The sequence below is a fragment of the Paenalcaligenes hermetiae genome, assembly GCF_039543645.1.
In the GTDB taxonomy this organism is placed as follows: domain Bacteria; phylum Pseudomonadota; class Gammaproteobacteria; order Burkholderiales; family Burkholderiaceae_B; genus Paenalcaligenes; species Paenalcaligenes hermetiae.
In genome coordinates, this window is sequence record NZ_BAABKD010000007.1 from 106,239 (window position 1) to 131,329 (window position 25,091).

The following is a 25,091-nucleotide window of genomic DNA, read 5'->3' on the forward strand; positions in this document are numbered from 1 at the left end:
ATAGGCTTTTCTTTTCCATCTGTTAGGTGCTTATGCCTGATTACCATTCCGATGATAAACGCCGCCGTGGCATTTACTTATTGCCCAATGCGTTTACGACAGCGAATTTATTTGCCGGTTTTTATGCTGTGGTGCAAGCCATGAATGGCCGCTTTGAAATAGCAGCCATTGCCATCTTTTTAGCTATGGTATTTGATGGCATGGATGGGCGTGTGGCTCGGCTGACAAATACACAATCTGCTTTTGGGGAGCAATATGACTCAATGGCAGATATTATCTCCTTTGGGGTAGCACCAGCTTTTGTGATGTATGTGTGGGCCTTACAAGACCTAGGGCGTTGGGGCTGGCTGGCCGCTTTTGTATTTGTTGTTGGGGCCGCGTTGCGTTTAGCGCGCTTTAATACCAATATCGCTGTGGTAGATAAACGCTTTTTTCAGGGGTTACCTAGTCCAGCCGCGGCGGCATTAATAGCAGGTTTTGTTTGGCTTTCCGTAGATAACAAGTTGAATATCGACGCCCAACCTTTGGCTTGGGGGGCTTTTGCGCTAACCGTATATGCGGGGGTAGCGATGGTCTCAAATGCACCTTTTTACAGTGGGAAATCCTTTGCTTTAGGGCGTAGTGTTCCTTTTTGGGTCATGTTGCTATTTGTGCTGCTGTTTGTTTTTGTGTCATCAGACCCGCCCATCGTCTTATTTAGTTTATTTATTTTATACAGCGTTTCGGGCTGGGTGGTGATGTTTTGGCGTTGGCGCAAAGCGCGCCAACTGCGCCAACGTAAAGCGACGAATGGCCCTTCGATGTGATCGTGTTGTCACTGCTGTTTACCACAGGTTCCATTCATCAATGACTTGTGGGTCTGGACCTGGGTGGTAGTGCTGTACTACACCATTTTCATCAAAATACACATGCATGAGTGATTCCCATACGCTATTTTGTTTATAGCGGTAGGACCAGACTAATCTTTTTATGCCTCGATAGGGGGTAATGCTTCTTTCAGCTGGGGGACCAAAATGGCAGCGCACTTGCTCTTTAGTCCAAACGCCTATTTGTAGGCGGGCAAACTCATGATCGGTGAGTACTTGAGAAGCATGGGTGACTTGCTTATTAGCGTCTACCTCTATCGCCCATGCGTAGCGTCCATTAGGTTGTTGTGACCAGATATAGCGAGTAGGGTGTTGTGCAGGGCACACAGAGGTGGGCGCACCATAGCGCTGTAAAACCTGTTCGATGGGGGTGCCCGTAGGGGTTTCGCTAATAGTGGTGCAAGCTCCTAATAGCAGCAGGCAAAGAGCTGAAAGACGAAGCATAGTAAATCTCGGGAAATCAAGCTGGATGGTGTAGTATATCCTTGGATATAAGCGACTTTACGGATTTTAAACATAAGCATCGGCTTTTTGGTTAAAATCCGCTATAATTACACTCTTATCTATTTGTTGTTATTGCACGTTAGGGCATACTCGGCCCTAACGCCAGTTTTTCGAGGAAATTATGTCTGGAACAAACATCAATAAAGCCGAAGTCGTTGAACAATTTCAACGTGCTAAAGGTGATACCGGCTCTCCCGAAGTCCAAGTAGCGCTATTAACCGCACGCATTAATGTGTTAACTGAGCACTTCAAGAGCCACAAAAAAGACCATCACTCTCGTCGTGGTCTATTACGTATGGTTAGCCGTCGTCGTAAATTACTCGACTACCTCAAAAACCGTAAACCTAGCGCTTACAGTGAACTAATTCAAAAACTCGGTTTACGTAAGTGATTCACGGGCATTGCCCCGCGATACAGCCGTGCATGGTGCGAACATAGCTTCGCATGTGCGCGGCTTTTTTATTGTAAGGATATCTCCTAATGTTCAATAAAGTGACGAAGTCATTTCAATATGGACAGCATCAAGTTGTGATCGAAACCGGTGAGATTGCTCGCCAAGCCTCCGGTGCTGTTCTTGTTTCTATCGAAGATACTGTTATTTTAGCTACTGTTGTTGGCGCAAAAACGGCCAAAGCTGGGCAGGACTTTTTCCCCTTAACTGTTGATTATGTTGAAAAAACCTATGCCGCCGGTCGTATCCCGGGTGGTTTTTTCAAGCGCGAAGGTAAGCCTTCTGACCGTGAAACGTTAACGGCTCGTTTAATTGACCGTCCATTGCGTCCTTTATTCCCCGAAGGCTTTTATAACGAAGTCCAGATTATTATTCATGCTTTGTCGGTTAACCCTGAAATCAGTCCGGATATTCCTGCTCTGATTGGGGCATCGGCTGCTTTGGCTATTTCTGGGATTCCATTCAATGGCCCCGTTGGTGCCGCCCGTGTGGGCTATGTGGATGGCAATTATGTGCTGAACCCTTCTTCTGGCCAGCTCGATCAGTCCGCCTTGGATTTGGTGGTCGCAGGTACAGAGGCCGCCGTGCTCATGGTAGAGTCCGAGGCGCAGCAGCTTTCCGAAGAGGTCATGTTAGGGGCGATTGCATTCGGTCACGAACAAATGCAAGTAGCGATCAATGCAATCAATGAGCTGGTCGAGGAAGCCGGTAAACCCGAGTGGGATTGGCAGCCAGCGCCTGTGAATCAGCCTCTTATTGATGCGGTTAAAGCCTTAGCTTACGAAGACTTAAAAGCCGCGTACCAAATTCGTCAAAAGCAAGCGCGTACAGCGGCTGTGAACGATGTTTATGCTAAAGTTCACGCTGGTTTAGTCGAGCAAGCGGAAGCCGCCGGTACCGATGCCCCCGATAGTGTCGAAGTCGATAACATTCTCTTTGATTTCGAAAGTGAAATTGTACGTGGTCAAATCCTCAGCGGGGAGCCTCGTATTGATGGGCGTGACACTCGCACAGTGCGTCCTATTTCTATTCGCTTGGGGGTATTACCACGTGCGCATGGGAGCGTTCTCTTTACGCGTGGTGAAACCCAAGCTTTGGTGGTAGCAACTTTGGGCACGAAGCAAGACGAGCAGATTATTGATTCCGTGATGGGCGAGTCGCGTGATCGTTTTATGCTGCATTACAACTTCCCTCCGTTTGCTACTGGTGAAACCGGGCGTTTTGGGGCACCTAAACGTCGTGAAATTGGTCACGGCAACTTAGCTAAGCGTGCATTGACTCCATTATTGCCTAGCCCAGAAGACTTCCAGTATTCCATTCGTGTAGTTTCTGAGATCACCGAGTCCAACGGTTCGTCTTCCATGGCGTCTGTATGTGGTGGCTCGCTATCCATGATGGATGCGGGTGTGCCCATGGCAGATCACGTGGCGGGTGTAGCAATGGGGCTAATTAAAGAGGGTGGTAAATTCGCCGTTCTGACCGATATTTTGGGTGACGAAGACCATTTAGGTGATATGGATTTTAAAGTGGCTGGTACCGAAGCAGGTATTACAGCACTGCAAATGGATATTAAAATCCAGGGTATTACCACTGAAATCATGCAGGTGGCCTTGGCTCAAGCCAAAGAGGGTCGCTTACATATTTTAGGAAAAATGAAAGAGGCGCTCGAGGGCTCGCGTACAGAGCTATCCGCTTTTGCTCCTCGCATGCTCACCCTTAAAATCAATCCCGATAAAATCCGCGATGTCATCGGTAAGGGCGGGGCAACGATTCGCAGCCTAACCGAAGAAACCGGTACACAGATTGACATTGGTGAAGACGGCACCATTACTATTTCAAGTGCTGACTTGGATAAAGCCCAAGAAGCAGAGCGTCGTATTAAAGAGCTCACAGCCGAAGTCGAAGTGGGTCAAGAATACGAGGGGCCAGTGATGCGTGTATTGGACTTTGGTGCTATTGTTCAAGTCCTGCCTGGTAAAGATGGCCTATTGCACATTTCTGAAATTGCTAACTACCGTATCAATAACATTAATGATGTATTGGCGGTGGGGCAGCAGGTTCGTGTTAAGGTTATCGAAGCCGATGACAAGGGTCGCTTACGCTTGTCGATGAAAGCCATTGGTGGCATCGAAGCCCAAGGCGGTCCTCAGGGCCCTAAAGACACCAAAGAAAACGAGTAAATTTCGCAAGCACGGGTTTTCTGTTAAAACAGAAAATCCATTGGTGTAAAGAAAAGCTGAGTACGCTCAGCTTTTTTTATACGCAAAACAAATATAAAAAGCCCTGACAAGTTTTTACCTGTCAGGGCTTTGAATTTTGGTGCATCCACCCGGAATCGAACCGGGACGAACTTGCGTTCGAGGGATTTTAAGTCCCTTGCGTCTACCTATTCCGCCATGGATGCGGCGCTGTGTGTTGTGGCGGAAGCGGTGAGATTCGAACTCACGGATGGGTTACCCCATCGCTGGTTTTCAAGACCAGTCCATTCAACCACTCTGGCACGCTTCCGGTGCCTAATCACACATATTTAGTAGTTGCTATAACTGCTAAAAAAATAATATTAACCGATTAAAATAAATTTGTCACGTTTTTTTTATAAAAGTACGGAAAATAGAGCAAAATACTGAATTACAATGTAATCAGTCTCGATTTAAAGCCATTTAAGGAGGAAATATGACCAACACCATGTTAGCTGTAGAAATCACCGCCCCAGGTGGTCCCGAGGTATTGCAGCCTACGCAGCGTCCGATGCCTACTCTAGCAGCAGGTCAGGTTTTGATCCAGGTTGCGGCCGCAGGTGTTAACCGCCCCGATGTGTTTCAGCGTAAAGGGGCTTATCCTGCTCCGGCCGGTGCCTCAGATCTGCCAGGGCTAGAGGTGGCTGGCACCTTGATAGCGGGGGATTTGCGCGGGACGAGCTTAAAAATAGGGGATACGGTTTGTGCTTTACTGCCCGGCGGGGGGTATGCTGAGTTTGCTGCTGTTGACGCCTCGCATTGTTTACCCGTGCCAAAAGGCTTGTCTTTAACCGAAGCCGCTGGCATTCCTGAAACTTTTTTTACGGTCTATAGCAATGTTTGGATGCGTGCTCAGTTACAAGCAGGCGAAAGCCTTTTAGTGCATGGTGGGGCGAGTGGTATTGGTACTACCGCCATTCAGCTTGCCGTTGCTAAAGGTCATCAGGTTTTTGCGACGGTGGGGTCAGATGAGCGAGTTCAAGCTGTAGAGCAGCTAGGCGCGATTGGTATTAACTATAAAACGCAATCTTTTGAAGAGGTGGTGTTAGCGCATACACATGGTCGGGGTGTTGATGTCATTCTAGACATGGTGGCCGGGGATTATTTAAATCGAGATCTAGCGTGTTTGGCGGATGATGGGCGTATTGTTGTGATTGCGCTCTTAGGGGGAGCTAAAGCGCAGCTGGATGCTGGGCAAATCTTACGCCGTCGTTTAACAATTACAGGCTCTACCCTGCGCCCCAGAGAATCCGCTTTTAAAGCTCAGGTAGCACAAGCCTTATATCAAGAGGTTTGGCCCTTACTCGAACAGGGGAAAGTTAAACCATTAATTTATCAAACCTTTCCTTTGGCAGAGGCTGCACAGGCGCATGCCTTAATGGAAAGGGGGGATCAGATCGGTAAAATTATTCTGGCTGTCTAGGCATAGGCTAGGGCGACAGGCTACAATAATGGGTTTGAGAATAATTGTGGTGTAAACCACACAACCGGGTTTTTGTATGACTAAAAAACGATTAGTAATGGGTAACTGGAAAATGCATGGGTCTTTGGACCAAAATGCGCAGTTACTAAATCAGCTCATCGCTGACCTAGGCAATGCCCACTCACAGACAGATATTGTTGTGTGCGCACCACACCCTTATTTAGCCCAGTTACAACAGCTTTTGTCGGGTTCGCCCATCCAATGGGGGGCTCAAAACATGAGCGAGCACGAAGCGGGGGCATTCACAGGCGAAGTCTCTGCCACCATGCTAAAAGATTTTGGGTGCCAATGGGTGTTGCTCGGGCATTCTGAGCGTCGCGCATTATATGGCGAGACCGATACACTGGTTTTAGCTAAAACGCAGGCCGCCTTGCAGGCCGGACTGACACCGGTGGTTTGTGTCGGTGAAACAGAAGCCGAACATGAGCAAAACCAAACCCAGTCGGTGATTTTGCAGCAGCTCCAGCAGTTATTAGAATTAAGCCCTGATTTATTGCGCCGATTGGTCATTGCGTACGAGCCGGTATGGGCAATAGGAACAGGGAAAAGTGCAAGCCCCGAGCAAGCCCAAAGCGTACATGCTTATATTCGTGGTTTATTACAACAGGCCGAAGCCCCCAACGTACGTATCCTATATGGCGGCAGTGTAAATCCAACAAATGCAGCCGATTTGTTTAAAATGCCTGATATTGATGGTGCTTTGGTTGGCGGGGCTTCTTTAAAAGCCAACGATTTTTTATCTATAGCGGCCGCCTAAACGGCTCGGAGAATATTTCATGGAATGGTTATCTTCCGTTTTACAAGCAGTGCAAGTCATTGCCTCTCTATCTATTATTGGTTTGGTGCTTTTACAACAGGGTAAAGGCGCGGATATGGGCTCTGCCTTTGGGGCTGGGGCCTCGGGTAGTGTGTTTGGTGCAGCAGGTGCGGCTAACTTTTTATCACGGATGACGAAATGGGCGGCGATTGTGTTCTTTGTCGCTACAGGGGGCTTAGCATGGGTAGCTCATCATCCAGTGCGTGTCGAGGCCGAGAGCAGCATTATGCAGGGCTTTGAGCCAGCTATTCCTGGTGGTGTTGTTGCACCAGTACAACAACCAGAAAATAATTTAAGTGTGCCTTCTGTGCCCAGCGCAGTGGACGCGGTGCCTAATGTAGAAAACACAAGCCCAGCAGAGCAACAAGATTAATTTGTTGTTTTTTTTATACGAACCAGGGTGGTTTTGTCGTTTTTTTGCTGGAAACCATCCTTTTTTGTGAAAATGGTGCTATAGTTTAAATCTTGTTGTTTGGCGCGTTAGCGCAGACAATGCCGACGTGGTGGAATTGGTAGACACGCTATCTTGAGGGGGTAGTGGCGAAAGCTGTGCGAGTTCGATTCTCGCCGTCGGCACCAGAATACTAAAAACCGAGCCTGGCTCGGTTTTTTTATGCTTGCATATTTATGCCGATACAGGCTTAAATAGAATCAACACTTCACTGCTTTGGTTGAAGTGATGCACGTCAAAGCAAATGCATGGACTGGCTGTTTTACATAACCCGAGCTAAATCTGGGTTGTGGCAACAAAACCACGAAATGTTGTGGTTAAGCAACGAAAAAGCAGGAATATGTCGGTTTTTCGCTGCAAACCATAGCCAGTAGGCCAGAATTTTGCTGCAATAGCATCAACTTCCCATTGCGGAGTTAGAAAGAGCAGTAGCACACAAATTGATTGTTGGGCTGCTCTGATTTACTCAAAAAATCCACGGAGATTTCACAAATGAAAAAGACTCTGCTCGCTGCTGCTCTGATGGCCGGTTTTGCTGGCATCGCTCAAGCAGAAACTTCTGTAACTCTATACGGTATCCTTGACGGTGGTATCGGTTTCCAGCAAATTAAAGGTTCTGTTAACCCTGTACTTAATGACGAGGGTGAAGTTGTTGGTAATCCTTACTCTAATACGCGTGGTCAGGACTTCAAAAACAAGCGTACTGGTTTGATCGGTGGTATTCAGTCCGGTAACCGTTGGGGTCTAAAAGGTTCCGAGGATCTAGGTAACGGCCTACGTGCTGTATTCGTACTAGAGAGCGGTTTCAACATCGCTAACGGTAACCAAGCTCAAGGTGGTCGTTTGTTCGGTCGTCAAGCCACTTTAGGTTTGGCTGGTGACAGCTGGGGTCAACTAGACCTAGGTCGTCAAACCAACATCGCCTCCAAATACATCCCTGGTGTGGGTGATCCTTTTGGTGGTGGTTTCGACCAAGCTAACATCGGTGGTGCTTTGTCTGCAGCGAACACCGCTCGTTACGACAACATGGTCATGTACCAAACCCCTAACTTCTCTGGCTTCCAGTTTGGTGTGGGTTACTCTACCAACGTTGATGCTAAAGACGGCGACGATTGGGATCGTGACGGTAACAAAAACAACAAGGCAGGTTGGACAACCGGTCTACGTTATGTAAACGGCCCTATCGGTGCGGCGCTATCTTACGATCAGTTTAAGGACCGTAATGGCATTAAAGCTAACGATGTAGGTAATGTAACGGCTAAAGCTTGGGCAGCGGCTTTCAGCTACGACTTCGAGGTTGTTAAGCTACACCTAGCTGGTGGTCAAACACGCGACGGTATGTTTGCAACACAGTCCTACGCTGATGAGAGCTTCTTGCCTAGCTTCCAGGGTTTGAAAGGTCTACGTGTTAACTCCTACCTAGCTGGTCTAAGCGCTCCTGTGGGTGCTGGTAAAGTAATGGCCTCCTGGCACATGGCTGACCTAGACAAAGCGCCTGAGGCTGTCCGTAATCTGTCTGGCCTCGAGTTCAAAAAACAGCACACATACAGCTTGGGTTACACACACCCCCTATCCAAGCGCACCAATGTGTACGCAATTGGTTCTTACGCCAAAAACGTTCAGTTTGCACCTGATGCCAAATCCACTTTGGTTGGTGTAGGCCTACGTCACCAGTTCTAATTGTTTAACGCAGATGACTGCGTTGCAATACACTGGAATAAAAAGCCACTCTTCGGAGTGGCTTTTTTTATGCCTATAAGTCATCAAAGTGTTGTTTTATATAGTACATTATCTGGGGTTTACTCTTATATAAGAGTGATAACTCTGTTAAAATAAGTGCGTTGCAAAACGCTTGCAATAATTCGTACGCACTACGTACAGCTAGATAAAACTGATAATGTTTCTAAACTGAATGCTGGTGCGCCTTACACGTTAAAAAGCCCATAAATGCTTGTTTTATGGGCAGATTTACGTAAACTCCAGATGTAAAATGCTACAATCAAAGAGTTTACTTACTGTGAGTGGGTGTTTGCATGAATCTGCAAAATTATTTTCCCGTTTTACTCTTCATCATCGTGGCAACCTTAATCGGTTTTGCTTTAATTGCAGCGGGGCGTATTCTTGGACCGCACCGCCCCTACGATGAAAAACTCTCTCCCTACGAGTGTGGTTTCGAGGCTTTTGGCGATTCTCGCATGAAAGTCGATATTCGATACTACCTTATCGCCATTCTTTTCATTATGTTTGATTTGGAAATCGCCTTTTTGTTCCCATGGGCTATGGCTCAGGGCACGGTAGGTATGGTGGGTTTCTGGACCGTCATGGTGTTCCTATTGGTGTTGACGGTAGGCTTCATCTACGAATGGAAAAAAGGTGCTCTCGATTGGGAGTAATAGCTTAAACGCTTTAAAGGCAAAACTATGGCTATCGATGGTATTCTCAAAGAAGGTTTTATTACCACCAGTGCAGATAAGCTTCTGAACTGGGCAAAAACAGGCTCCATGTGGCCGATGACTTTTGGCTTGGCCTGCTGTGCGGTCGAAATGATGCATGCGGGGGCAGCCCGTTATGACCTAGACCAGTTTGGTATTATTTTCCGCCCAAGCCCACGCCAGTCTGACTTAATGATTGTGGCTGGAACCCTTTGTAATAAAATGGCGCCAGCTTTACGCAAAGTCTATGATCAAATGGCAGAACCGCGCTGGGTGGTTTCAATGGGGTCCTGTGCTAATGGTGGCGGTTACTATCATTATTCGTATTCTGTAGTACGTGGCTGTGATCGCATTGTGCCTGTCGATATCTATGTGCCAGGGTGTCCTCCCACTGCAGAGGCTTTGGTTTACGGCTTATTACAAATGCAAAATAAGATCCGCTTAACTAACACCATTGCACGTTAAAGCTTCAAAGGTACATACATGACTCGGCTTGAAACCCTTAAATCTACTTTGCACTCGGTGTTTGGCGACGATGCAACGATTATTCACTCTCATGGTGAAATCACTCTAGAAGCCCCAGCAGAAAACTGGGTTGATATCTGTACCACACTACGCGATCATCCATCACTTCGCTTTGAAACCTGTATTGATCTTTGTGGTATTGATTATTCTGCATGGGGTGCTCCAACCTATACCGATGCAGCATCTCGTTTTCCTCACCGATTCGCGGTGGTCATCCATCTTCTCTCTTTAACTCATAATTGGCGGATGCGGGTTCGCGCTTACTGCACCAATGACGAGTTCCCCTCTATTCCCACTTTATTTTCTGTTTGGCCCTCGGTTAACTGGTTTGAGCGAGAGGCCTTTGATTTGTATGGGATCATTTTCGAGGGCCACCCTGATTTACGACGTATTTTGACGGATTATGGTTTTATTGGCCATCCATTCCGTAAAGATTTCCCGATATCAGGCTATGTAGAGATGCGCTATGACCCCGAGCAAAAACGGGTGATCTACCAGCCGGTAACCATTGAGCCAAGGGAAATTGTCCCTCGCGTTGTTCGTGAAGATGATTATGGAGTAGGGCGCTAATATGGCTGAAATTCAAAATTACTCATTAAACTTTGGTCCTCAGCACCCTGCTGCACACGGGGTTTTACGCTTAGTACTAGAAATGGATGGCGAGGTCATCCAGCGTGCCGACCCGCATATTGGTTTGTTGCACCGAGCCACTGAAAAACTGGCCGAGCACCGTACCTATTTGCAGACATTACCGTATATGGATCGTCTTGATTACGTATCCATGATGTGTAATGAACACGCTTATTGTTTGGCGGTAGAAAAACTCCTTGGTATCGAGGTCCCTTTGCGGGCTCAATATATCCGTGTGATGTTTGATGAGATCACACGCTTATCCAATCACCTGATGTCAGTGGGCTCCCATGCTCTGGACGTGGGTGCGATGGCGGTGTTCTTGTATGCGTTCCGCGAGCGTGAAGACTTAATGGATATGTACGAGGCCGTATCCGGTGCGCGTCTGCACGCTGCTTATTATCGTCCGGGTGGGGTTTATCGCGATCTGCCCGATTCCATGCCTTTATATCAGGGTAATAAATATCGTAGCGATAAAGAGCTGCGCCAGATGAACGAGGCGCGCTCCGGTTCTTTATTAGACTTTATCGAAGATTTTACGAATCGCTTTCCTGCGTGCGTGGATGAGTACGAAACGCTTCTAACAGATAACCGTATTTGGAAACAGCGTTTGGTGGATGTGGGTATTGTCACAGCAGAGCGCGCCATGGCTTTAGGCTTTACTGGGCCTATGTTACGTGGTTCTGGCGTAGAGTGGGATGTACGTAAAAAGCAGCCCTACGAGGTATACGATCGCTTGGATTTTGATATTCCGGTGGGCACCAATGGGGATTGTTACGACCGTTATTTAGTACGCATTGCAGAAATGCGCGAAAGCAATCGCATTATCCGCCAGTGTGTAGAGTGGTTACGTAAAAACCCAGGTCCTGTTATCACAGATAACCATAAAGTCGCACCGCCGAAACGTGAGCTCATGAAAACGGGGATGGAAGAACTCATCCACCATTTCAAATTGTTCTCCGAGGGCATGCACGTTCCACCTGGCGAAGTCTACGCTGGTATCGAACACCCTAAAGGCGAGTTCGGCATTTATTTAGTGTCTGACGGGGGCAATAAGCCTTACCGCATGAAAATTCGCGCCCCGGGTTTTGTACATTTGCAATCTTTGGATGAAATGTCGCGCGGCCACATGCTGGCTGATGCAGTGACCATCATCGGTACCCAAGACATTGTGTTTGGTGAGATCGACCGCTAAGGCGGCATTCAACATAACGGAATCAAATTATGCTGCTTTCCGAAAAAGCCTATCAACGCATCGACAAAGAACTAGCCAAGTTCCCGCCTGAGCAAAAGCGCTCGGCCATTATGGCTTCGCTAACGATAGCCCAAGAAGAAAAAGGGTGGGTGTCTACCGACATCATTGAAGATATAGCGAATTATCTCGGTTTGCCTCCGGTAATGGTACAAGAGGTAGCCACGTTTTATGATATGTACCATTTACAGCCGGTTGGCAAATACACCATTTCCGTTTGCACAAACTTACCCTGTGCGTTACGAGATGGGGTGAAGTCCGGCGAATACCTAAAACAAAAGCTTGGCATCGACTATGGTCAAACCACAGAAGACGGTTTGTTTACTATTGAAGAGTGCGAGTGCATGGGCTCATGTGGGGATTCACCAGTGATGCTTGTGAATAATCATCACATGTGCGTACGTATGGAGCCTGAGCGCATTGATGCCATGTTGGCTGCCCTCAAGGACGGAGAGTCGGCATGAGTTTAGATGTTTTAAAACGCCTATCACAAGGCTTGGATCCCAATCCTGCTAATGACTTATCGCGTAGCATGATTTTTCATGGGCGCCATATCAACCCGCAGATTCTTGCCGGTTTAGATGGCACGAATTGGGACCTGGATGGTTATATTAAACGTGGGGGGTACGAGGGCTTACGTCGTATCCTGACTACGGGTATGACGCCAGAGGACGTGATTGCGGAAATTAAAACCTCCGCATTGCGTGGCCGTGGGGGGGCTGGTTTCCCCAGTGGGTTAAAGTGGAGCTTTATGCCACGTAATTTACCTGGCCAAAAGTACTTAGTCTGTAACTCTGATGAGGGTGAGCCTGGTACCTTTAAAGACCGTGATATTTTACGTTTTAATCCTCATGCCGTTATCGAAGGTATGGCAATTGCTGCCTATGCAATGGGGATCAGCGTTGGCTATAACTATATTCACGGCGAAATTTTTGAGGTCTATCAGCGTTTTGAAGAAGCGCTGGAGCAAGCTCGTGCTGCGGGTTTCTTAGGTGAAAATATTCTCGGTTCGGGCTTTAGCTTTCAACTACATGCTTTTCATGGTTATGGGGCTTATATCTGTGGCGAGGAAACCGCTCTGCTCGAGTCATTAGAGGGTAAAAAAGGCCAGCCGCGATTTAAGCCTCCTTTCCCTGCCAGCTATGGTTTATACGGCAAGCCTACCACCATCAACAATACTGAAACATTTGCTGCCGTGCCTTGGATCTTACGCAATAGCGGTAAAGAATACCTAGAGGCCGGGGTGCCTAATGCCGGTGGTACTAAAATTTTCTCCGTGTCCGGTGATGTAGAGCTGCCTGGTAACTACGAAGTGCCAATGGGTACACCTTTTTCCAAACTATTGGAATTAGCAGGGGGGGTACGAGGCGGGCGTAAATTAAAAGCCGTGATCCCAGGGGGATCCAGTGCGCCAGTCGTACCCGCTGACATCATGATGCAGACCAATATGGATTATGACTCCATCGCTAAAGCCGGTTCCATGCTGGGTTCGGGAGCGGTCATCGTGATGGATGAAACCCGTTGCATGGTGAAATCCTTATTGCGCTTATCGTATTTTTATTACCATGAAAGTTGCGGTCAGTGCACACCATGTCGCGAGGGTACGGGCTGGTTATGGCGCATGGTTCACCGTATTGAACACGGCCAAGGTCGGCCTGAAGACTTAGCTATGCTTGATGAAATTGCCGGAAACATTATGGGGCGCACGATTTGCGCTTTGGGTGATGCGGCTGCATTACCTGTACGTAGTTTTGTTAAGCACTTCCGCGACGAGTTCGCACACCACATCGAGCACAAAAGCTGTGTGGTGCCCCAATATTTGTAGGCTCAGGACAAACTAATGGTAGAACTCACCATCGACGGCATCAAACTAGAAGCCCCTGAAGGCAGCATGGTTATTCAAGCTGCGCACAGTGCAGGGGTCTATGTGCCGCATTTCTGTTATCACAAAAAGCTCAGTATTGCGGCAAACTGCCGCATGTGTTTGGTTGACGTAGAAAAAGCCCCTAAGCCTTTGCCTGCCTGCGCTACGCCGGTAACCAATGGCATGGTGGTACACACACGCTCTGAAAAAGCCATAGCGGCGCAAAAAGACGTGATGGAGTTTTTGCTCATCAACCACCCCTTAGACTGCCCCGTCTGTGACCAAGGTGGCGAATGCCAGCTTCAAGACTTAGCGGTGGGCTATGGCGGCTCCGCCTCACGCTACCAAGAGGAAAAGCGTGTGGTAGCCGCTAAATCTATGGGGCCTTTAATTTCCACCGAGGCCATGCAGCGTTGTATTCATTGCACACGCTGTGTACGTACAGGCGAGGAAATCGCTGGCATTCAAGAGGTCGGTATGGTTGGGCGTGGTGAGCACGCCGAAATCACCACTTTTGTAGGGCGAGCCGTGGAGTCGGAGCTTTCGGGCAACATGATTGATGTTTGTCCCGTAGGAGCTTTGCTATCAAAGCCTTTTCACTTTAAAGCACGCTCTTGGGAATTAGCACGTCGTCGCACCGTTAGCCCTCATGATAGTTTGGGCGCGAATATCATTGTCCACGCCAAAATGGACAAGGTCCTACGTGTAGTGCCCTTTGAAAACGATGAGGTAAACGAGTGCTGGATCAGTGATCGCGATCGTTTTGCTTATGCTGGGCTTTACGAAGATCGCCTTGAGCACCCTATGATTCGTGAAAACGATGGCTCATGGCGTGAGGCCTCCTGGAATGATGCACTACAGATGATTGTGCATGGGGTAAAAGCCATCCAGGAAAAATTTGGTAGTGATCAGATTGGGGCGATTGGCAGCCCGCAGTCTACGACGGAAGAGCTCGCCTTGCTTGCACGCTTAACGCGTGCCTTGGGTTCTGAGAATGTGGATTTCCGCTTACGCCAAACCGATGCACGCTTTGACCAAGCTCTTGAGGGCACACCATGGTTAGGTATGCCTATTGCCGAGCTAAATCATTTAGACCGTGTTGTGGTAATCGGCTCATTCTTGCGTAAAGATCACCCCTTGATGGCACAACGTTTACGTCAAGCGGTTAAAAAGGGCGCGCAGGTTTCTTTTATTGATTCGGCTGCCGATGATCCGTTATTTACACATATTGCAGGGCGTATCACTACTGCGCCTAGTCAAATCGCTAATGCTGTGGCACAGGTCGCTGTAGCCGTTGCTCAGGCGAAAAATCAAACGCCTATTGACGAATTCGCTACACTCGAGCCTTCGGAGGCGGCAAAACAGATTGCACAAAGTCTGGTATCAGGTGAGCGTGTTGCTGTGTTTTTAGGCAATATGGCGGTGGCTTCTGATCAGGCAAGTGTCATTATGGCTAACGCTTCTGTCTTAGCCAATACCCTAGGCGCCACTTTAGGTTTCTTAACCGCAGGTGGAAATACCGTAGGGGGCTATTTAGCAGGAGCTACGCCTGTTAATGGTGGTTTAACTGCTGAGCAAATGTTGGCTCAGTCTTTACACGCTTATTTTGTCTTGAACGTAGAGCCTGAACTGGATAGTGATTTAGGTGCTCGTGCGGTTGAGACCCTAAAAGGGGCAACTTTATCCGTGGCCTTAACTCCATATCGGTCTGCGGCAGAAAGCTGGGCGGATGTGATGTTGCCTATCGCTCCATTTACCGAGACTTCTGGTACTTTTGTGAATGCCGAGGGCCGTGCGCAAAGCTTTAAAGGTGTAGCGGCCCCAGTAGGAAATTCACGTCCTGCTTGGAAAGTACTGCGTGTTTTGGGTAATTTATTCGAGCTAGATGGTTTTGATGAGGAAACTTCCGAGGCGGTACGCGATACGGTGATTAGCTCAGGGGTGGCCTCGCGTTTATGTAACGACATTAAAGCAAAACCAGCCTTATTACCCGAAGCAAATACGATTGAGCGAGTCACGGATGTACCAATCTACCGTACAGACGCGATGGTTCGTCGTTCAGAGCCTTTGCAGCAAACCCCCGCTAGTGCTTTACCCACAGCCCGCATACATGCTCAAACCTTAGAGCAATTGCAGTTGGTAGATGGGGATCTGGTGCGGGTACGTTCTGCCCAAGGCGAGATCACGCTGGTTGCACAGCTCGACAACACCGTTGCCGTGAACAGTGTGCGTATTGCAGCAGCTTTTGCTGAAACGGCTGCTTTAGGCAGTGCGTTTGGTCAACTGACAGTGGAGCGCGTGTAATGGACTGGCTATCGACGATTCAACAGTTTGGCGAAGGTCTGATTGGCCCGACCGCTTGGTATGTGGTGTGGACGCTAATTAAGATTCTTTGTATTGCGATTCCTATTATTTTATGTGTGGCTTACCTCACTTATTGGGAACGCAAGATGATTGGTTTTATGCACATCCGTCGTGGACCTACTCGTGTGGGTTACCGCGGCTTGCTCCAACCTTTTGCTGACGTATTCAAACTTCTTACCAAAGAGATCATTGTCCCCGCTAATGCGAACCGCTTATTGTTTGTTTTAGCACCTGTCGTGACGCTGATGCCAGCGCTAGCGGCATGGGCAGTGATGCCTTTTGGTCCTGAAATGGTATTGGCGGACGTCAATGCTGGCTTGCTATATATCTTAGCCATTACTTCTTTAGGGGTTTATGGTGTGGTGGTAGCGGGCTGGTCATCCAACTCTAAATACGCCTTGCTAGGGGGGCTGCGTGCAGCCGCTCAGGTGCTTTCCTATGAACTCGCTATTGGTTTTGTGCTAGTAACCGTCTTGTTAGTGTCGGGGACTTTAAACCTAAGCGGCATTGTGATGAGCCAAGATAGCGGTATGTTTGCAGATAAAGGTGTGAATTTCCTCTCTTGGAACTGGCTACCTTTGTTGCCCTTATTTGTGGTGTATGTGATTTCGGCCGTTGCTGAAACCAACCGCCACCCCTTCGACGTGGTAGAGGGGGAGTCCGAGATTGTGGCTGGACCCATGGTGGAATATTCCGGTATGGGCTTTGCACTCTTTTTCTTGGGTGAGTATGCCAACATGATTTTGCTTTCTGCATTGGCATCCATCATGTTTTTGGGTGGTTGGTTACCCCCAGTGGATTATGCACCCTTTACGTGGATTCCCGGTTGGCTTTGGTTAGGACTAAAAACTTTTGTGGTCGTGTCTATGTTTGTTTGGTTCCGCGCCACATTCCCACGTTATCGGTACGACCAAATTATGCGTTTAGGCTGGAAAGTCTTTATTCCATTGACGGGTATTTGGCTCGTGATTGTGGCAATCTGGATGCAGACGCCGCTTAATATCTGGAACTAGGACATAGGGGCAAATTATGGAAGCAATCAAAGATTTTTTTGGCAGCTTAATGCTGTCGGAGATGCTGAAAGGGATGCGCCTGACGGGTCGATATTTTTTCCGTCGCAAGGTCACTTTGCATTATCCCTATGAAAAAACCCCTGCATCACCACGTTTTCGTGGCTTGCATGCGCTACGTCGCTACCCCAATGGCGAAGAGCGTTGTATTGCATGTAAATTGTGCGAGGCGGTTTGTCCAGCGATGGCGATTACGATTGAGTCGCATGAGCGAGAAGATGGTACGCGCCGTACCACTCGTTATGACATTGATCTGGCCAAATGCATTTTCTGTGGTTTCTGTGAAGAAAGCTGTCCTGTGGACTCTATCGTAGAGACTCACATCCATGAATACCATGGAGAAAAACGTGGGGATTTGTACTACACCAAAGAAATGCTTCTAGCGATTGGTGATCGTTACGAATCTGAAATTGCCGAGCGTCGCGCTGCCGATGCACCGTATCGCTAAGGCAAAGGACTGACACATGTTTACTACAATCCTGTTTTATGTCTTAGCCTTGGTTTTGGTGGTGGCGGCCTTCCGTGTGGTGACCGCTGCCAGCCCCGTGGCTGCTGCTTTACATCTGATTCTCTCGTTTTTTACTGCCGCCATGATTTGGATGACACTCGGTGCCGAGTTCCTCTCCTTGTTGCTTGTCGTGGTGTATGTGGGCGCAGTGATGGTGATGTTCTTGTTCGTCATTATGCTGCTGGATATGCGCATGCCTTCGTTACGAAGCGGCCTTAAAGCTTACCTACCATTGGGCTTAACCGTGGGCGGCATCATGATTTTAGAGATGGCCTTTGTTCTGACCCGGGCTTGGTTAGATGTTGGTCCTGCTGTAGAAATGCCTGCGGACTACAACAACACCTTAGCAGTGGGTACAGCGATGTACACCGACTACATATTAGCCGTAGAGGTAGGTGGCGTTGTCTTGTTGGTAGGTATGGTTTCTGCTATTGCGTTGACATTGCGTAAACGTAGCGATGTAAAACGTACCGTATCCTCAGATCAGGTCCGCGTTAAGGCTTCAGATCGTTTACGTATGGTCAAAATGAAAGCCGTCACACCTACTACCGCCGATGCAGGAGACAAGCAATGATGACAATCGGTCTAACGCATTATCTGGTTCTTGGTGCTATTTTGTTCACAATCGGGCTTTTTGGCTTCTTTTTGAACCGTCGCAACCTGATTATTCTGTTGATGTCGGTAGAGCTCATTTTGCTTTCTGCCAACATGAACTTCATTGCCTTCTCCACATGGTTTGGGGATACGGCCGGACAGGTCTTTGTTTTCTTCGTTTTAACCGTCGCAGCGGCTGAAGCCGCGATCGGTTTAGCTATTCTGGTGCTGTTGTTCCGTAACCTGAATACAATCAACGTCGAAAAACTTGACCAGCTCAAGGGTTGATGGGGTAGCACAAACAATGAACTCACCAAATTTATATTTACTCATTGCATTAGCTCCCTTAGCAGGGGCGCTGATTGCGGGGCTTTTTGGCACCGGTTTTTTAGGCCGATTTGTGTGCAAAAAAGGCGCTCACTCAATCACTATTTTAGGTGTATTGATTTCCTTGGTTGGCTCCGTGATGGTGTTGATGCAAACACTAAACGGTCACACCTTTGATGGTCCGGTTTATACCTGGGCAACTATTGGTGATGCCACGTGGCAAATTGGCTTTTTAATTGATAATTTGACCGCGCTCATGATGGTGGTTGTGACCTCTGTGTCGCTGATGGTGCATATTTACACAATCGGCTATATGGCAGAGGATCCCGGCTACCAACGGTTTTTCTCTTATATTTCCCTGTTTACCTTCTCCATGTTGATGCTGGTCATGTCTAACAACATGCTACAGCTCTTCTTTGGTTGGGAGGCCGTGGGCTTGGTTTCTTATCTATTGATTGGATTCTGGTTTAAAAAAGAAACCGCCATCTTTGCTAATATGAAAGCCTTCTTGGTGAACCGTGTTGGTGACTTTGGTTTTGCCTTGGGGATTGGTTTGCTTTATGCCTATACAGGCACCATGCACTACGGTGAAATTTTTGCTAAAGCCGAACAATTGGCACAGCTCAGTTTCCCTGGTACAAGTTGGCAGCTGCTAACGGTAGCGTGTATTGCCTTATTTGTTGGTGCGATGGGTAAATCGGCACAGGTCCCTTTACACTCATGGTTACCCGACTCCATGGAAGGTCCCACACCGATTTCTGCATTGATTCACGCCGCAACGATGGTAACCGCAGGGATTTTCATGGTGGCGCGTTTCTCCCCCGTGTTTGAGTACTCCAATACCGCGTTGTCCTTTATTATTGTGATTGGTGCAATTGGCGCGCTGTTTTTGGGGATTTTGGGCATTATCCAAAACGACATCAAGCGGGTGGTGGCTTATTCCACCTTATCCCAGTTGGGGTATATGACTGTCGCACTAGGAGCCTCGGCTTATTCGGTGGCGATTTTCCACTTGATGACACACGCCTTCTTTAAAGCACTACTGTTCTTAGGGGCTGGCTCTGTCATTATTGGTATGCACCATAATCAAGATATTCGTGCCATGGGCGGCTTGCGTAAATATATGCCCATCACATGGATCACGTTCTTGATTGGTACAGCGGCTTTAGTTGGTACGCCTTTCTTCTCTGGCTTTTACTCCAAAGAGCATATTATCGAGGCAGCGGCATTGGCTTCAGCCTCTGGGGTATGGGGCGCCGGCTTTGCTCAGTATGCGACCTTAATAGGGGTCTTTATTACTTCTTTATATTCTTTCCGTGTGTATTTCTTAGTCTTCCACGGCAAAGAAAATTTCCGTAATCCTCCCGCAGAGGCATTGGGTGAGCACGAAGCGCTTCAGGGTGATCCTAAAGAATCCCCTTGGGTGGTGACGCTGCCTCTTATCCTCTTAGCCATTCCTTCTGTTATCGCTGGCATTTGGTTCATTGACCCATTGTTGTTTGGCGATTTCTTCAATGGTGTGATCACCGTTCATCCGGAACATACCGTGATGCAGACATTAGCTGAAGGTTGGCATGGTTGGGTGGCCTACGCCTTACATGGTTTCGTTACCGTACCGTTCTGGCTAATGGTCGCAGGTTTAGTGGTCGCATGGTATTTCTATCTCGTAAACCCCAGCATCCCTGCTGCGCTTAAGCGTAATTTCTCGGGTGTCTATCGTGTTCTAGAAAACAAATACTATGTGGACTGGATTAATGAGCAAGTGATTGCACGCGGTGTGCGCTGCTTAGGTACTGGACTTTGGAAAGGTGCTGACGCAGGTTTGATTGACGGTTTGATTGTCAATGGTAGCGCTCGTGTGGTGGGCTGGTTTGGAGCAATTTCTCGTCGTTTACAAACCGGTTATATCTATCACTATGCCTTTGCCATGATTCTCGGCATTATGGCGCTCTTAACCTTTTTCGTGCTGACGGTTCAATAATGGCTAGCGATATGGCGTCTTCTACTTTTCCTTGGCTAACGCTTGCGATCTTTACGCCTATTGTGGCGGGGCTATTAGTCCTCGCCCTTGGGCGAGACGATCGAGCCAATTTCACTCGTACTTTGGCTTTGATTGGCTCAGTCGTAGCGTTTCTTGTCACAATTCCTCTTTATACGGGCTTTGATCCTAGCACTGCTTCCATGCAGTTTGTGGAGCTTACGCCTTGGATCCAATCATACTCAGTGAATTATCACTTAGGCGTAGATGGGATTTCTGTTTGGTTTGTTCTGCTGACCGCATTTATCACGATTATTGTGGTATTAGCGGGGTGGGAGGTAATCACCGATCGTGTCGCCCAGTATATGGGAGCCTTCCTGATTTTATCGGGGTTAATGGTTGGCGTATTTGCCGCACTCGATGGTTTGCTCTTTTATATTTTCTTCGAGGCCACATTGATCCCCATGTACATCATCATAGGGGTTTGGGGTGGGCCGCGTCGTGTCTACGCCTCGGTGAAGTTTTTCCTCTATACCCTAATGGGATCCTTGCTCACCTTAGTGGCTTTTGTGTACCTATGGCACCAGGCTGGAGGCAGCTTTGATATTCTTACCTGGCATAAACTGCCCTTAGGTTTGAATACGCAAATTCTGATCTTTATTGCCTTATTGATGGCTTTTGCTGTCAAAGTTCCAATGTGGCCGGTACATACTTGGTTGCCAGATGCTCACGTGGAAGCGCCTACAGGGGGCTCGGTGGTTTTGGCGGCTATTATGCTTAAGCTGGGGGCTTATGGTTTCTTGCGTTTTTCATTGCCGATCGCTCCAGATGCCTCGCATAGCCTCTCTGGGTTGATGATCGCCTTGTCTTTAGTAGCGGTGGTGTACATTGGTTTGGTAGCCATCGTACAAAAAGACATGAAAAAGCTCGTGGCCTATTCTTCTGTAGCGCACATGGGTTTTGTGACTCTCGGGTTTTTCATTTTCAACAAAACCGGTATGGAAGGCGCGATCATGCAAATGATTTCGCACGGTTTTGTTTCAGCAGCCATGTTCTTGTGTATTGGTGTGTTATATGACCGTATGCATACACGTGAGATTGCTGATTACGGTGGCGTCGTTAACGTGATGCCTCGCTTCGTGACCTTCTTTGTCCTGTTTTCCATGGCTAATAGTGGGCTACCAGGTACAAGTGGTTTCATTGGTGAGTTCACCGTGATTATGGGTGCGGTTGAATACAATTTTTGGATCGGTTTATTAACAGCGACAGCGTTAATTACCGGTGCATCGTATTCGCTTTGGATGCTCAAGCGTGTGGCGTATGGCCCCATCAAAAATCCTGCCGTAGAGGAAATGAGCGACCTTAGCAGCCGTGAGTTCTTTGTGTTAGGCGTGATGGCTATCGCCGTCTTGGGCATGGGGATTTATCCTGCACCCTTTACGGAAATCATGCACGTCTCCGTCGATGCTCTGCTGCAGCACGTCTCTGTATCGAAACTGTAGACCTGGAACATTATGCAAAACTCATTTGATTTCGCTCTGGCTTTGCCTGAGATCCTGCTTCTGATCCTAGCTGCAGGTGTGCTGATTTTTGATTCATTCAATAAAACAGAAGCCAGACATAGTACTTTTGCGCTTAGTCAGCTAAGCATTGTGGTGGTGGGATTAGCCGTGCTTTGGCAGTGGAGCCAAGGTCTAACCGGTGTAAGCTTTAGTGGCTTGTATGTGGTGGACTCGCTATCTCACTTTTTGAAATTGCTTTCTTGTGTGGCTGTGGCCGTGACGCTGTTGTATGGGCGTCAATATGCTGAGCAGCGCGAGATGGTAGAGCGTGGCGGTGAGCTTTATTCTTTAACGCTAATGGCATTGCTAGGGCAGTTGTTAATGATTTCTGCCGGCAGCTTGCTCATGGTGTTTTTAGGGGTAGAGCTCATGTCCTTTGCGCTCTACGCTTTGGTTGCCATTCGTCGTGAAAATGCGCAAGCGACCGAAGCCGCAATGAAATACTTTATCTTGGGTGCCTTGTCCTCTGGGGTGCTGTTATACGGCATGTCTATGATTTACGGCGCTACAGGACATTTGGATCTAAAAGCCATTGCTGCGGTCATTAATGCTGGTGAAGCAGAGCGCTTAGCGTTGATTTTTGGGGTGGTGTTTGTGGTGGCAGGGCTAGCGTTTAAGCTTACCGCAGCGCCTTTCCATATGTGGACACCGGATGTGTATCAGGGGGCTCCGACCACGGTTACCTTAGTGATTGCTGCAGCGCCGAAACTGGCGGCACTCACGGTGACCCTACGCTTGTTGGTAGAAGCATTACATGGTATTGCGTTGGATTGGCAACCTATGCTGATGTTTATGGCTGTGCTTTCTTTGGTGGTAGGGAACTTAACCGCTTTAGTACAGACTAACTTTAAACGCATGCTGGCCTATTCCACCATTTCCCATATGGGCTTTGTGTTTTTAGGCTTATTGTCTGGTGTGACTGCAGAAAGCGCTCAGGCCGATAGCTTAACTGGGTTTATTCGCCAGTTGATCGGTCAAGACGTGATGATGGCAAATTATGCTTATGGTTCTGCCTTGTTTTATGGCGTGGTCTATGTACTAACGACCTTAGCAACATTTGGCTTGATTTTAGTCTTGAGTCGCAAAGGCTTTGAGTGTGAAAACATTGCCGATCTCAAGGGACTGAATCGTCGTCATCCGATGTTGGCTCTGTTGCTGTTGCTGACCATGTTTTCTCTAGCGGGGATTCCCCCTATGGCTGGCTTCTACGCTAAATTAGCGGTGTTGCAGGCCGTTGTTGGAGCAGGTCATGTGAGCCTAGCTGTATTGGCGGTGCTGATGTCTTTAGTGGGTGCTTTCTATTACATTCGTGTGGTTAAAGCGGCTTACTTTGACGAGCCCGAGACGGATGTGCTGGATCAGCCCATTCAAATCGGCTTTGCAGCCAAAGCTGTTTTTGCGGTGAATGGCTTATTGATCATTATTCTCGGGATTTTACCCGGTGGTCTCATGGATCTAAGCATGCGCGTTATTCAAGAATCTTTGCGCTTTTAATGTGGGTTTATCATGAGTCAAAACGTTGCTATTTGGGTATTAATTGTGCTGTCTTTGGTCAGCGCCAACATTCCCTTCTTTGTTGAGCGACCTTTGTTGTTTTTACCCTGGCAACAAAAAGGTGAGCAAAACCGCTCGGTGTTAGCACGCTGGTTGGTTTTTATCGTGTACACGGGGGTTTTGCTTGCTGTGGGTTGGCTAATGCATCGTACATTAAGCCAAACATTATTTGTGAGTCCGATGCATTTACTCTTATTGAGTGTGGCGTGTGTGCTGGTAGCCGCTTTATTGTTAGCGGTGCCTGCTTGGACACAACGTAAACAACCCATTAGTAAATCCTTTTTTGCACGCTTGCTCGAGGTTAGCGTGCTATATGGGTTGATTGGTGTACTTGGGATTGGTTTTGAGTCCAGCTTAGGTAATGTGTTCCCACAAGGCTGGGAGTTTTATGCCATTACATATAGTCTGTTTTTGGTGTTGGCGTATCCTGGGTTTGTTATTCGTTACTTGCTCAAGCGTCGTCGTGTTTTATTGACATCCTCCCCGGCCTGAAGGCCGGAGATTCCTACGGCGCTCAGGCGCGGCATTGAGCCACTCCTGAGTCGCTTCGGTGGGTTCCTGCTGCTGGCGACCCTACTACATCGCTCACTTCACAGGCGAACCGGGCGTGTCCCGCCCTTAGCACATTGATCGCGCCGACCACATCGGCGTTTTCCTCGAAGCCACATTCCACACACGCAAATCGGGCTTGCGTCTGCCGGTTGTCGGCAGACACATGGCCGCAGCACGGACAGGAACGGCTCGTGTTCTGTGGCGGCACTGCAACCAGCCAGCCGCCTTGCCACGCCAGCTTGTAATCCAGTTGGCGGCGGAACTCGAACCAGCCTTGATCGAGGATGGACTTGTTCAGGCCGGACTTGGCCCGAACGTTTCGTCCCGGTTGTTCGGTAGTACCTGCCGCTGACCTGGACATGTTCCGTACCTGCAAATCCTCGATACACACCATCGCGTGGTTTTGGCTGATCGCGGTCGAAGTCTTGTGCAGGAAGTCGCGGCGGGCGTTGCCAATACGGGAGTGAATGCGCTGGATTCGGGCTTTCGCCTTCTTCCAGTTGTTGCTGAATTTGGTTTTGCGGCCCAGCGCCTGCTGCGCTTTACGCAAGGCGGTTTCATGCCGCTTGAAGCTGTTGAGCGGCGCGTAGAACGTGCCGTCCGAGAGTGTGGCGAATCGGATCACGCCCATGTCGATGCCCACTGCCGTGGTGGCCTGCGGCACGGGCTGCTCAACTTCGCGCTCGGTCTGGATGCTTACGAACCACTTGCCGCAAGACTGACTCACGGTGACATTTCTGACTGTGCCCAGCACCTCGCGACTATTGCGGTAGCGCAGCCATCCCAGCTTGGGCAGGAAGATACGACTGTTGCCCTGATCGAGCTTGATCTGCTTCGGATCGGGGTAGCGGAAGCTGTCGCCTTGGCCCTTCTTCTTGAAGCGCGGGAAGGCCGCGCGTTTAGCGAAGAAGTTGGAGTAAGCCCGCTCCAAGTCCCTCAGTGCCTGTTGCAGTGGATGCACAGGCGCATCGGCCAGCCAAGCCGTTTCCGTGCTGTTGCGCCACTCGGTGAGCATCTTGCACAGCCCGGCGTAGCCCAGCTTCTTCTCTCCGCGCTCGTAGCGCTCTTTC

The 25,091-nt window shown here is 48.6% G+C and carries 24 protein-coding genes and 3 tRNA genes; 23 read left to right on the plus strand and 4 right to left on the minus strand.

What is annotated here, in order from left to right; genetic code table 11:
• Window positions 1-32: 32 nt before the first annotated feature.
• Window positions 33-806, plus strand: a complete 774-nt coding sequence (gene pssA, locus ABD980_RS04325; protein ID WP_345369866.1) for a CDP-diacylglycerol--serine O-phosphatidyltransferase — start codon at window positions 33-35, stop codon at window positions 804-806.
• An 18-nt stretch (window positions 807-824) separates the two neighbouring features.
• Here pssA and ABD980_RS04330 read toward each other — a convergent pair whose 3' ends face one another.
• Window positions 825-1,310 (minus strand): hypothetical protein, encoded by a 486-nt coding sequence (locus ABD980_RS04330; RefSeq protein WP_345369868.1) that lies wholly within the window; start codon window positions 1,308-1,310, stop codon window positions 825-827.
• A 181-nt stretch (window positions 1,311-1,491) separates the two neighbouring features.
• Here ABD980_RS04330 and rpsO point away from each other — a divergent pair, with 181 nt between their 5' ends.
• Window positions 1,492-1,761, plus strand: coding sequence for a 30S ribosomal protein S15 (gene rpsO, locus ABD980_RS04335; RefSeq protein WP_260649881.1), 270 nt, complete (start codon window positions 1,492-1,494; stop codon window positions 1,759-1,761).
• An 89-nt stretch (window positions 1,762-1,850) separates the two neighbouring features.
• Window positions 1,851-4,001 (plus strand): polyribonucleotide nucleotidyltransferase, encoded by a 2,151-nt coding sequence (gene pnp / locus ABD980_RS04340; RefSeq protein WP_345369871.1) that lies wholly within the window; start codon window positions 1,851-1,853, stop codon window positions 3,999-4,001.
• 137 nt (window positions 4,002-4,138) lie between these two features.
• On the opposite strand, the gene ABD980_RS04345 is transcribed toward pnp, so the two are convergent.
• Both ABD980_RS04345 and ABD980_RS04350 read right to left on the minus strand, forming a co-directional pair.
• Window positions 4,139-4,225: transfer RNA gene (locus tag ABD980_RS04345), tRNA-Leu, on the minus strand.
• A gap of 14 nt (window positions 4,226-4,239) precedes the next feature.
• A tRNA-Ser gene (locus tag ABD980_RS04350) sits at window positions 4,240-4,329 on the minus strand.
• 177 nt (window positions 4,330-4,506) lie between these two features.
• Here ABD980_RS04350 and ABD980_RS04355 point away from each other — a divergent pair.
• The 20 genes from ABD980_RS04355 to ABD980_RS04450 all read left to right on the plus strand — a co-directional run bounded on the left by ABD980_RS04355 (window position 4,507) and on the right by ABD980_RS04450 (window position 23,961).
• Window positions 4,507-5,481 (plus strand): NAD(P)H-quinone oxidoreductase, encoded by a 975-nt coding sequence (locus ABD980_RS04355; RefSeq protein ID WP_345369902.1) that lies wholly within the window; start codon window positions 4,507-4,509, stop codon window positions 5,479-5,481.
• Between the two features lie 76 nt (window positions 5,482-5,557).
• Window positions 5,558-6,298, plus strand: a complete 741-nt coding sequence (gene tpiA / locus ABD980_RS04360) for a triose-phosphate isomerase (protein ID WP_345369872.1) — start codon at window positions 5,558-5,560, stop codon at window positions 6,296-6,298.
• Between the two features lie 19 nt (window positions 6,299-6,317).
• Window positions 6,318-6,731: a preprotein translocase subunit SecG gene (gene secG / locus ABD980_RS04365; protein ID WP_260649878.1), complete on the plus strand. Its 414-nt coding sequence runs from the start codon at window positions 6,318-6,320 to the stop codon at window positions 6,729-6,731.
• Between the two features lie 121 nt (window positions 6,732-6,852).
• Window positions 6,853-6,937 (plus strand) — tRNA-Leu (locus ABD980_RS04370).
• 364 nt (window positions 6,938-7,301) lie between these two features.
• On the plus strand, window positions 7,302-8,489 hold the full coding sequence (locus ABD980_RS04375; RefSeq protein WP_345369874.1) for a porin: 1,188 nt from the start codon (window positions 7,302-7,304) through the stop codon (window positions 8,487-8,489).
• 353 nt (window positions 8,490-8,842) lie between these two features.
• Window positions 8,843-9,202 carry an NADH-quinone oxidoreductase subunit A gene (locus ABD980_RS04380; protein WP_260649876.1) on the plus strand — a complete coding sequence of 120 codons (360 nt, stop codon included), beginning with the start codon at window positions 8,843-8,845 and terminating at the stop codon, window positions 9,200-9,202.
• 27 nt (window positions 9,203-9,229) lie between these two features.
• The gene (locus tag ABD980_RS04385; RefSeq protein WP_077733703.1) at window positions 9,230-9,706 is read left to right on the plus strand and encodes a NuoB/complex I 20 kDa subunit family protein; all 477 of its coding nucleotides are present in this window, start codon (window positions 9,230-9,232) and stop codon (window positions 9,704-9,706) included.
• Window positions 9,707-9,724: 18 nt separating this feature from the next.
• Window positions 9,725-10,336 (plus strand): NADH-quinone oxidoreductase subunit C, encoded by a 612-nt coding sequence (locus tag ABD980_RS04390; RefSeq protein WP_260649875.1) that lies wholly within the window; start codon window positions 9,725-9,727, stop codon window positions 10,334-10,336.
• A gap of 1 nt (window position 10,337) precedes the next feature.
• Window positions 10,338-11,591: an NADH-quinone oxidoreductase subunit D gene (locus ABD980_RS04395; protein ID WP_260649874.1), complete on the plus strand. Its 1,254-nt coding sequence runs from the start codon at window positions 10,338-10,340 to the stop codon at window positions 11,589-11,591.
• A gap of 29 nt (window positions 11,592-11,620) precedes the next feature.
• Window positions 11,621-12,112, plus strand: a complete 492-nt coding sequence (gene nuoE / locus ABD980_RS04400; protein WP_260649873.1) for an NADH-quinone oxidoreductase subunit NuoE — start codon at window positions 11,621-11,623, stop codon at window positions 12,110-12,112.
• Window positions 12,109-13,473 carry an NADH-quinone oxidoreductase subunit NuoF gene (nuoF, locus tag ABD980_RS04405; protein WP_260649872.1) on the plus strand — a complete coding sequence of 455 codons (1,365 nt, stop codon included), beginning with the start codon at window positions 12,109-12,111 and terminating at the stop codon, window positions 13,471-13,473. Before nuoE ends, nuoF begins: the two co-directional genes overlap by 4 nt.
• Window positions 13,474-13,488: 15 nt before the next feature.
• Entirely contained in the window at window positions 13,489-15,816 is a 2,328-nt protein-coding gene (nuoG, locus tag ABD980_RS04410; protein ID WP_345369879.1) for an NADH-quinone oxidoreductase subunit NuoG, read from the plus strand.
• The gene (nuoH, locus tag ABD980_RS04415; protein WP_345369881.1) at window positions 15,816-16,889 is read left to right on the plus strand and encodes an NADH-quinone oxidoreductase subunit NuoH; all 1,074 of its coding nucleotides are present in this window, start codon (window positions 15,816-15,818) and stop codon (window positions 16,887-16,889) included. The genes nuoG and nuoH overlap by 1 nt, the downstream gene beginning before the upstream one ends.
• A 16-nt stretch (window positions 16,890-16,905) precedes the next feature.
• Window positions 16,906-17,394: an NADH-quinone oxidoreductase subunit NuoI gene (nuoI, locus tag ABD980_RS04420; protein WP_345369883.1), complete on the plus strand. Its 489-nt coding sequence runs from the start codon at window positions 16,906-16,908 to the stop codon at window positions 17,392-17,394.
• A 16-nt stretch (window positions 17,395-17,410) separates the two neighbouring features.
• Window positions 17,411-18,028, plus strand: a complete 618-nt coding sequence (locus tag ABD980_RS04425) for an NADH-quinone oxidoreductase subunit J (protein ID WP_260649868.1) — start codon at window positions 17,411-17,413, stop codon at window positions 18,026-18,028.
• Entirely contained in the window at window positions 18,028-18,336 is a 309-nt protein-coding gene (gene nuoK / locus ABD980_RS04430) for an NADH-quinone oxidoreductase subunit NuoK (RefSeq protein ID WP_260649977.1), read from the plus strand. Before ABD980_RS04425 ends, nuoK begins: the two co-directional genes overlap by 1 nt.
• Before the next feature lie 16 nt (window positions 18,337-18,352).
• Window positions 18,353-20,356: an NADH-quinone oxidoreductase subunit L gene (gene nuoL / locus ABD980_RS04435; RefSeq protein WP_260649867.1), complete on the plus strand. Its 2,004-nt coding sequence runs from the start codon at window positions 18,353-18,355 to the stop codon at window positions 20,354-20,356.
• A gap of 11 nt (window positions 20,357-20,367) precedes the next feature.
• On the plus strand, window positions 20,368-21,855 hold the full coding sequence (locus ABD980_RS04440) for an NADH-quinone oxidoreductase subunit M (protein WP_345369886.1): 1,488 nt from the start codon (window positions 20,368-20,370) through the stop codon (window positions 21,853-21,855).
• Between the two features lie 12 nt (window positions 21,856-21,867).
• Window positions 21,868-23,409, plus strand: coding sequence for an NADH-quinone oxidoreductase subunit NuoN (nuoN, locus tag ABD980_RS04445; RefSeq protein ID WP_377536064.1), 1,542 nt, complete (start codon window positions 21,868-21,870; stop codon window positions 23,407-23,409).
• A 12-nt stretch (window positions 23,410-23,421) separates the two neighbouring features.
• Complete coding sequence (locus ABD980_RS04450; protein WP_345369888.1) at window positions 23,422-23,961, plus strand: DUF2818 family protein; 540 nt, start codon at window positions 23,422-23,424, stop codon at window positions 23,959-23,961.
• Between the two features lie 22 nt (window positions 23,962-23,983).
• Here the strand turns inward: ABD980_RS04450 and ABD980_RS04455 are convergent.
• Window positions 23,984-25,091, minus strand: a 1,108-nt coding sequence (locus tag ABD980_RS04455) for an RNA-guided endonuclease InsQ/TnpB family protein (RefSeq protein WP_345369890.1), incomplete at its 5' end; no start/stop codon positions are given.

Bases quoted from the DNA above. Each gene is read 5' to 3' on its own strand.
- pssA (WP_345369866.1), top strand. From the start codon at position 33: ATGCCTGATTACCATTCCGATGATAAACGCCGCCGTGGCATTTACTTA.
- ABD980_RS04330 (WP_345369868.1), bottom strand. From the start codon at position 1,310: ATGCTTCGTCTTTCAGCTCTTTGCCTGCTGCTATTAGGAGCTTGCACC.
- rpsO (WP_260649881.1), top strand. From the start codon at position 1,492: ATGTCTGGAACAAACATCAATAAAGCCGAAGTCGTTGAACAATTTCAA.
- pnp (WP_345369871.1), top strand. From the start codon at position 1,851: ATGTTCAATAAAGTGACGAAGTCATTTCAATATGGACAGCATCAAGTT.
- ABD980_RS04355 (WP_345369902.1), top strand. From the start codon at position 4,507: ATGTTAGCTGTAGAAATCACCGCCCCAGGTGGTCCCGAGGTATTGCAG.
- tpiA (WP_345369872.1), top strand. From the start codon at position 5,558: ATGACTAAAAAACGATTAGTAATGGGTAACTGGAAAATGCATGGGTCT.
- secG (WP_260649878.1), top strand. From the start codon at position 6,318: ATGGAATGGTTATCTTCCGTTTTACAAGCAGTGCAAGTCATTGCCTCT.
- ABD980_RS04375 (WP_345369874.1), top strand. From the start codon at position 7,302: ATGAAAAAGACTCTGCTCGCTGCTGCTCTGATGGCCGGTTTTGCTGGC.
- ABD980_RS04380 (WP_260649876.1), top strand. From the start codon at position 8,843: ATGAATCTGCAAAATTATTTTCCCGTTTTACTCTTCATCATCGTGGCA.
- ABD980_RS04385 (WP_077733703.1), top strand. From the start codon at position 9,230: ATGGCTATCGATGGTATTCTCAAAGAAGGTTTTATTACCACCAGTGCA.
- ABD980_RS04390 (WP_260649875.1), top strand. From the start codon at position 9,725: ATGACTCGGCTTGAAACCCTTAAATCTACTTTGCACTCGGTGTTTGGC.
- ABD980_RS04395 (WP_260649874.1), top strand. From the start codon at position 10,338: ATGGCTGAAATTCAAAATTACTCATTAAACTTTGGTCCTCAGCACCCT.
- nuoE (WP_260649873.1), top strand. From the start codon at position 11,621: ATGCTGCTTTCCGAAAAAGCCTATCAACGCATCGACAAAGAACTAGCC.
- nuoF (WP_260649872.1), top strand. From the start codon at position 12,109: ATGAGTTTAGATGTTTTAAAACGCCTATCACAAGGCTTGGATCCCAAT.
- nuoG (WP_345369879.1), top strand. From the start codon at position 13,489: ATGGTAGAACTCACCATCGACGGCATCAAACTAGAAGCCCCTGAAGGC.
- nuoH (WP_345369881.1), top strand. From the start codon at position 15,816: ATGGACTGGCTATCGACGATTCAACAGTTTGGCGAAGGTCTGATTGGC.
- nuoI (WP_345369883.1), top strand. From the start codon at position 16,906: ATGGAAGCAATCAAAGATTTTTTTGGCAGCTTAATGCTGTCGGAGATG.
- ABD980_RS04425 (WP_260649868.1), top strand. From the start codon at position 17,411: ATGTTTACTACAATCCTGTTTTATGTCTTAGCCTTGGTTTTGGTGGTG.
- nuoK (WP_260649977.1), top strand. From the start codon at position 18,028: ATGACAATCGGTCTAACGCATTATCTGGTTCTTGGTGCTATTTTGTTC.
- nuoL (WP_260649867.1), top strand. From the start codon at position 18,353: ATGAACTCACCAAATTTATATTTACTCATTGCATTAGCTCCCTTAGCA.
- ABD980_RS04440 (WP_345369886.1), top strand. From the start codon at position 20,368: ATGGCGTCTTCTACTTTTCCTTGGCTAACGCTTGCGATCTTTACGCCT.
- nuoN (WP_377536064.1), top strand. From the start codon at position 21,868: ATGCAAAACTCATTTGATTTCGCTCTGGCTTTGCCTGAGATCCTGCTT.
- ABD980_RS04450 (WP_345369888.1), top strand. From the start codon at position 23,422: ATGAGTCAAAACGTTGCTATTTGGGTATTAATTGTGCTGTCTTTGGTC.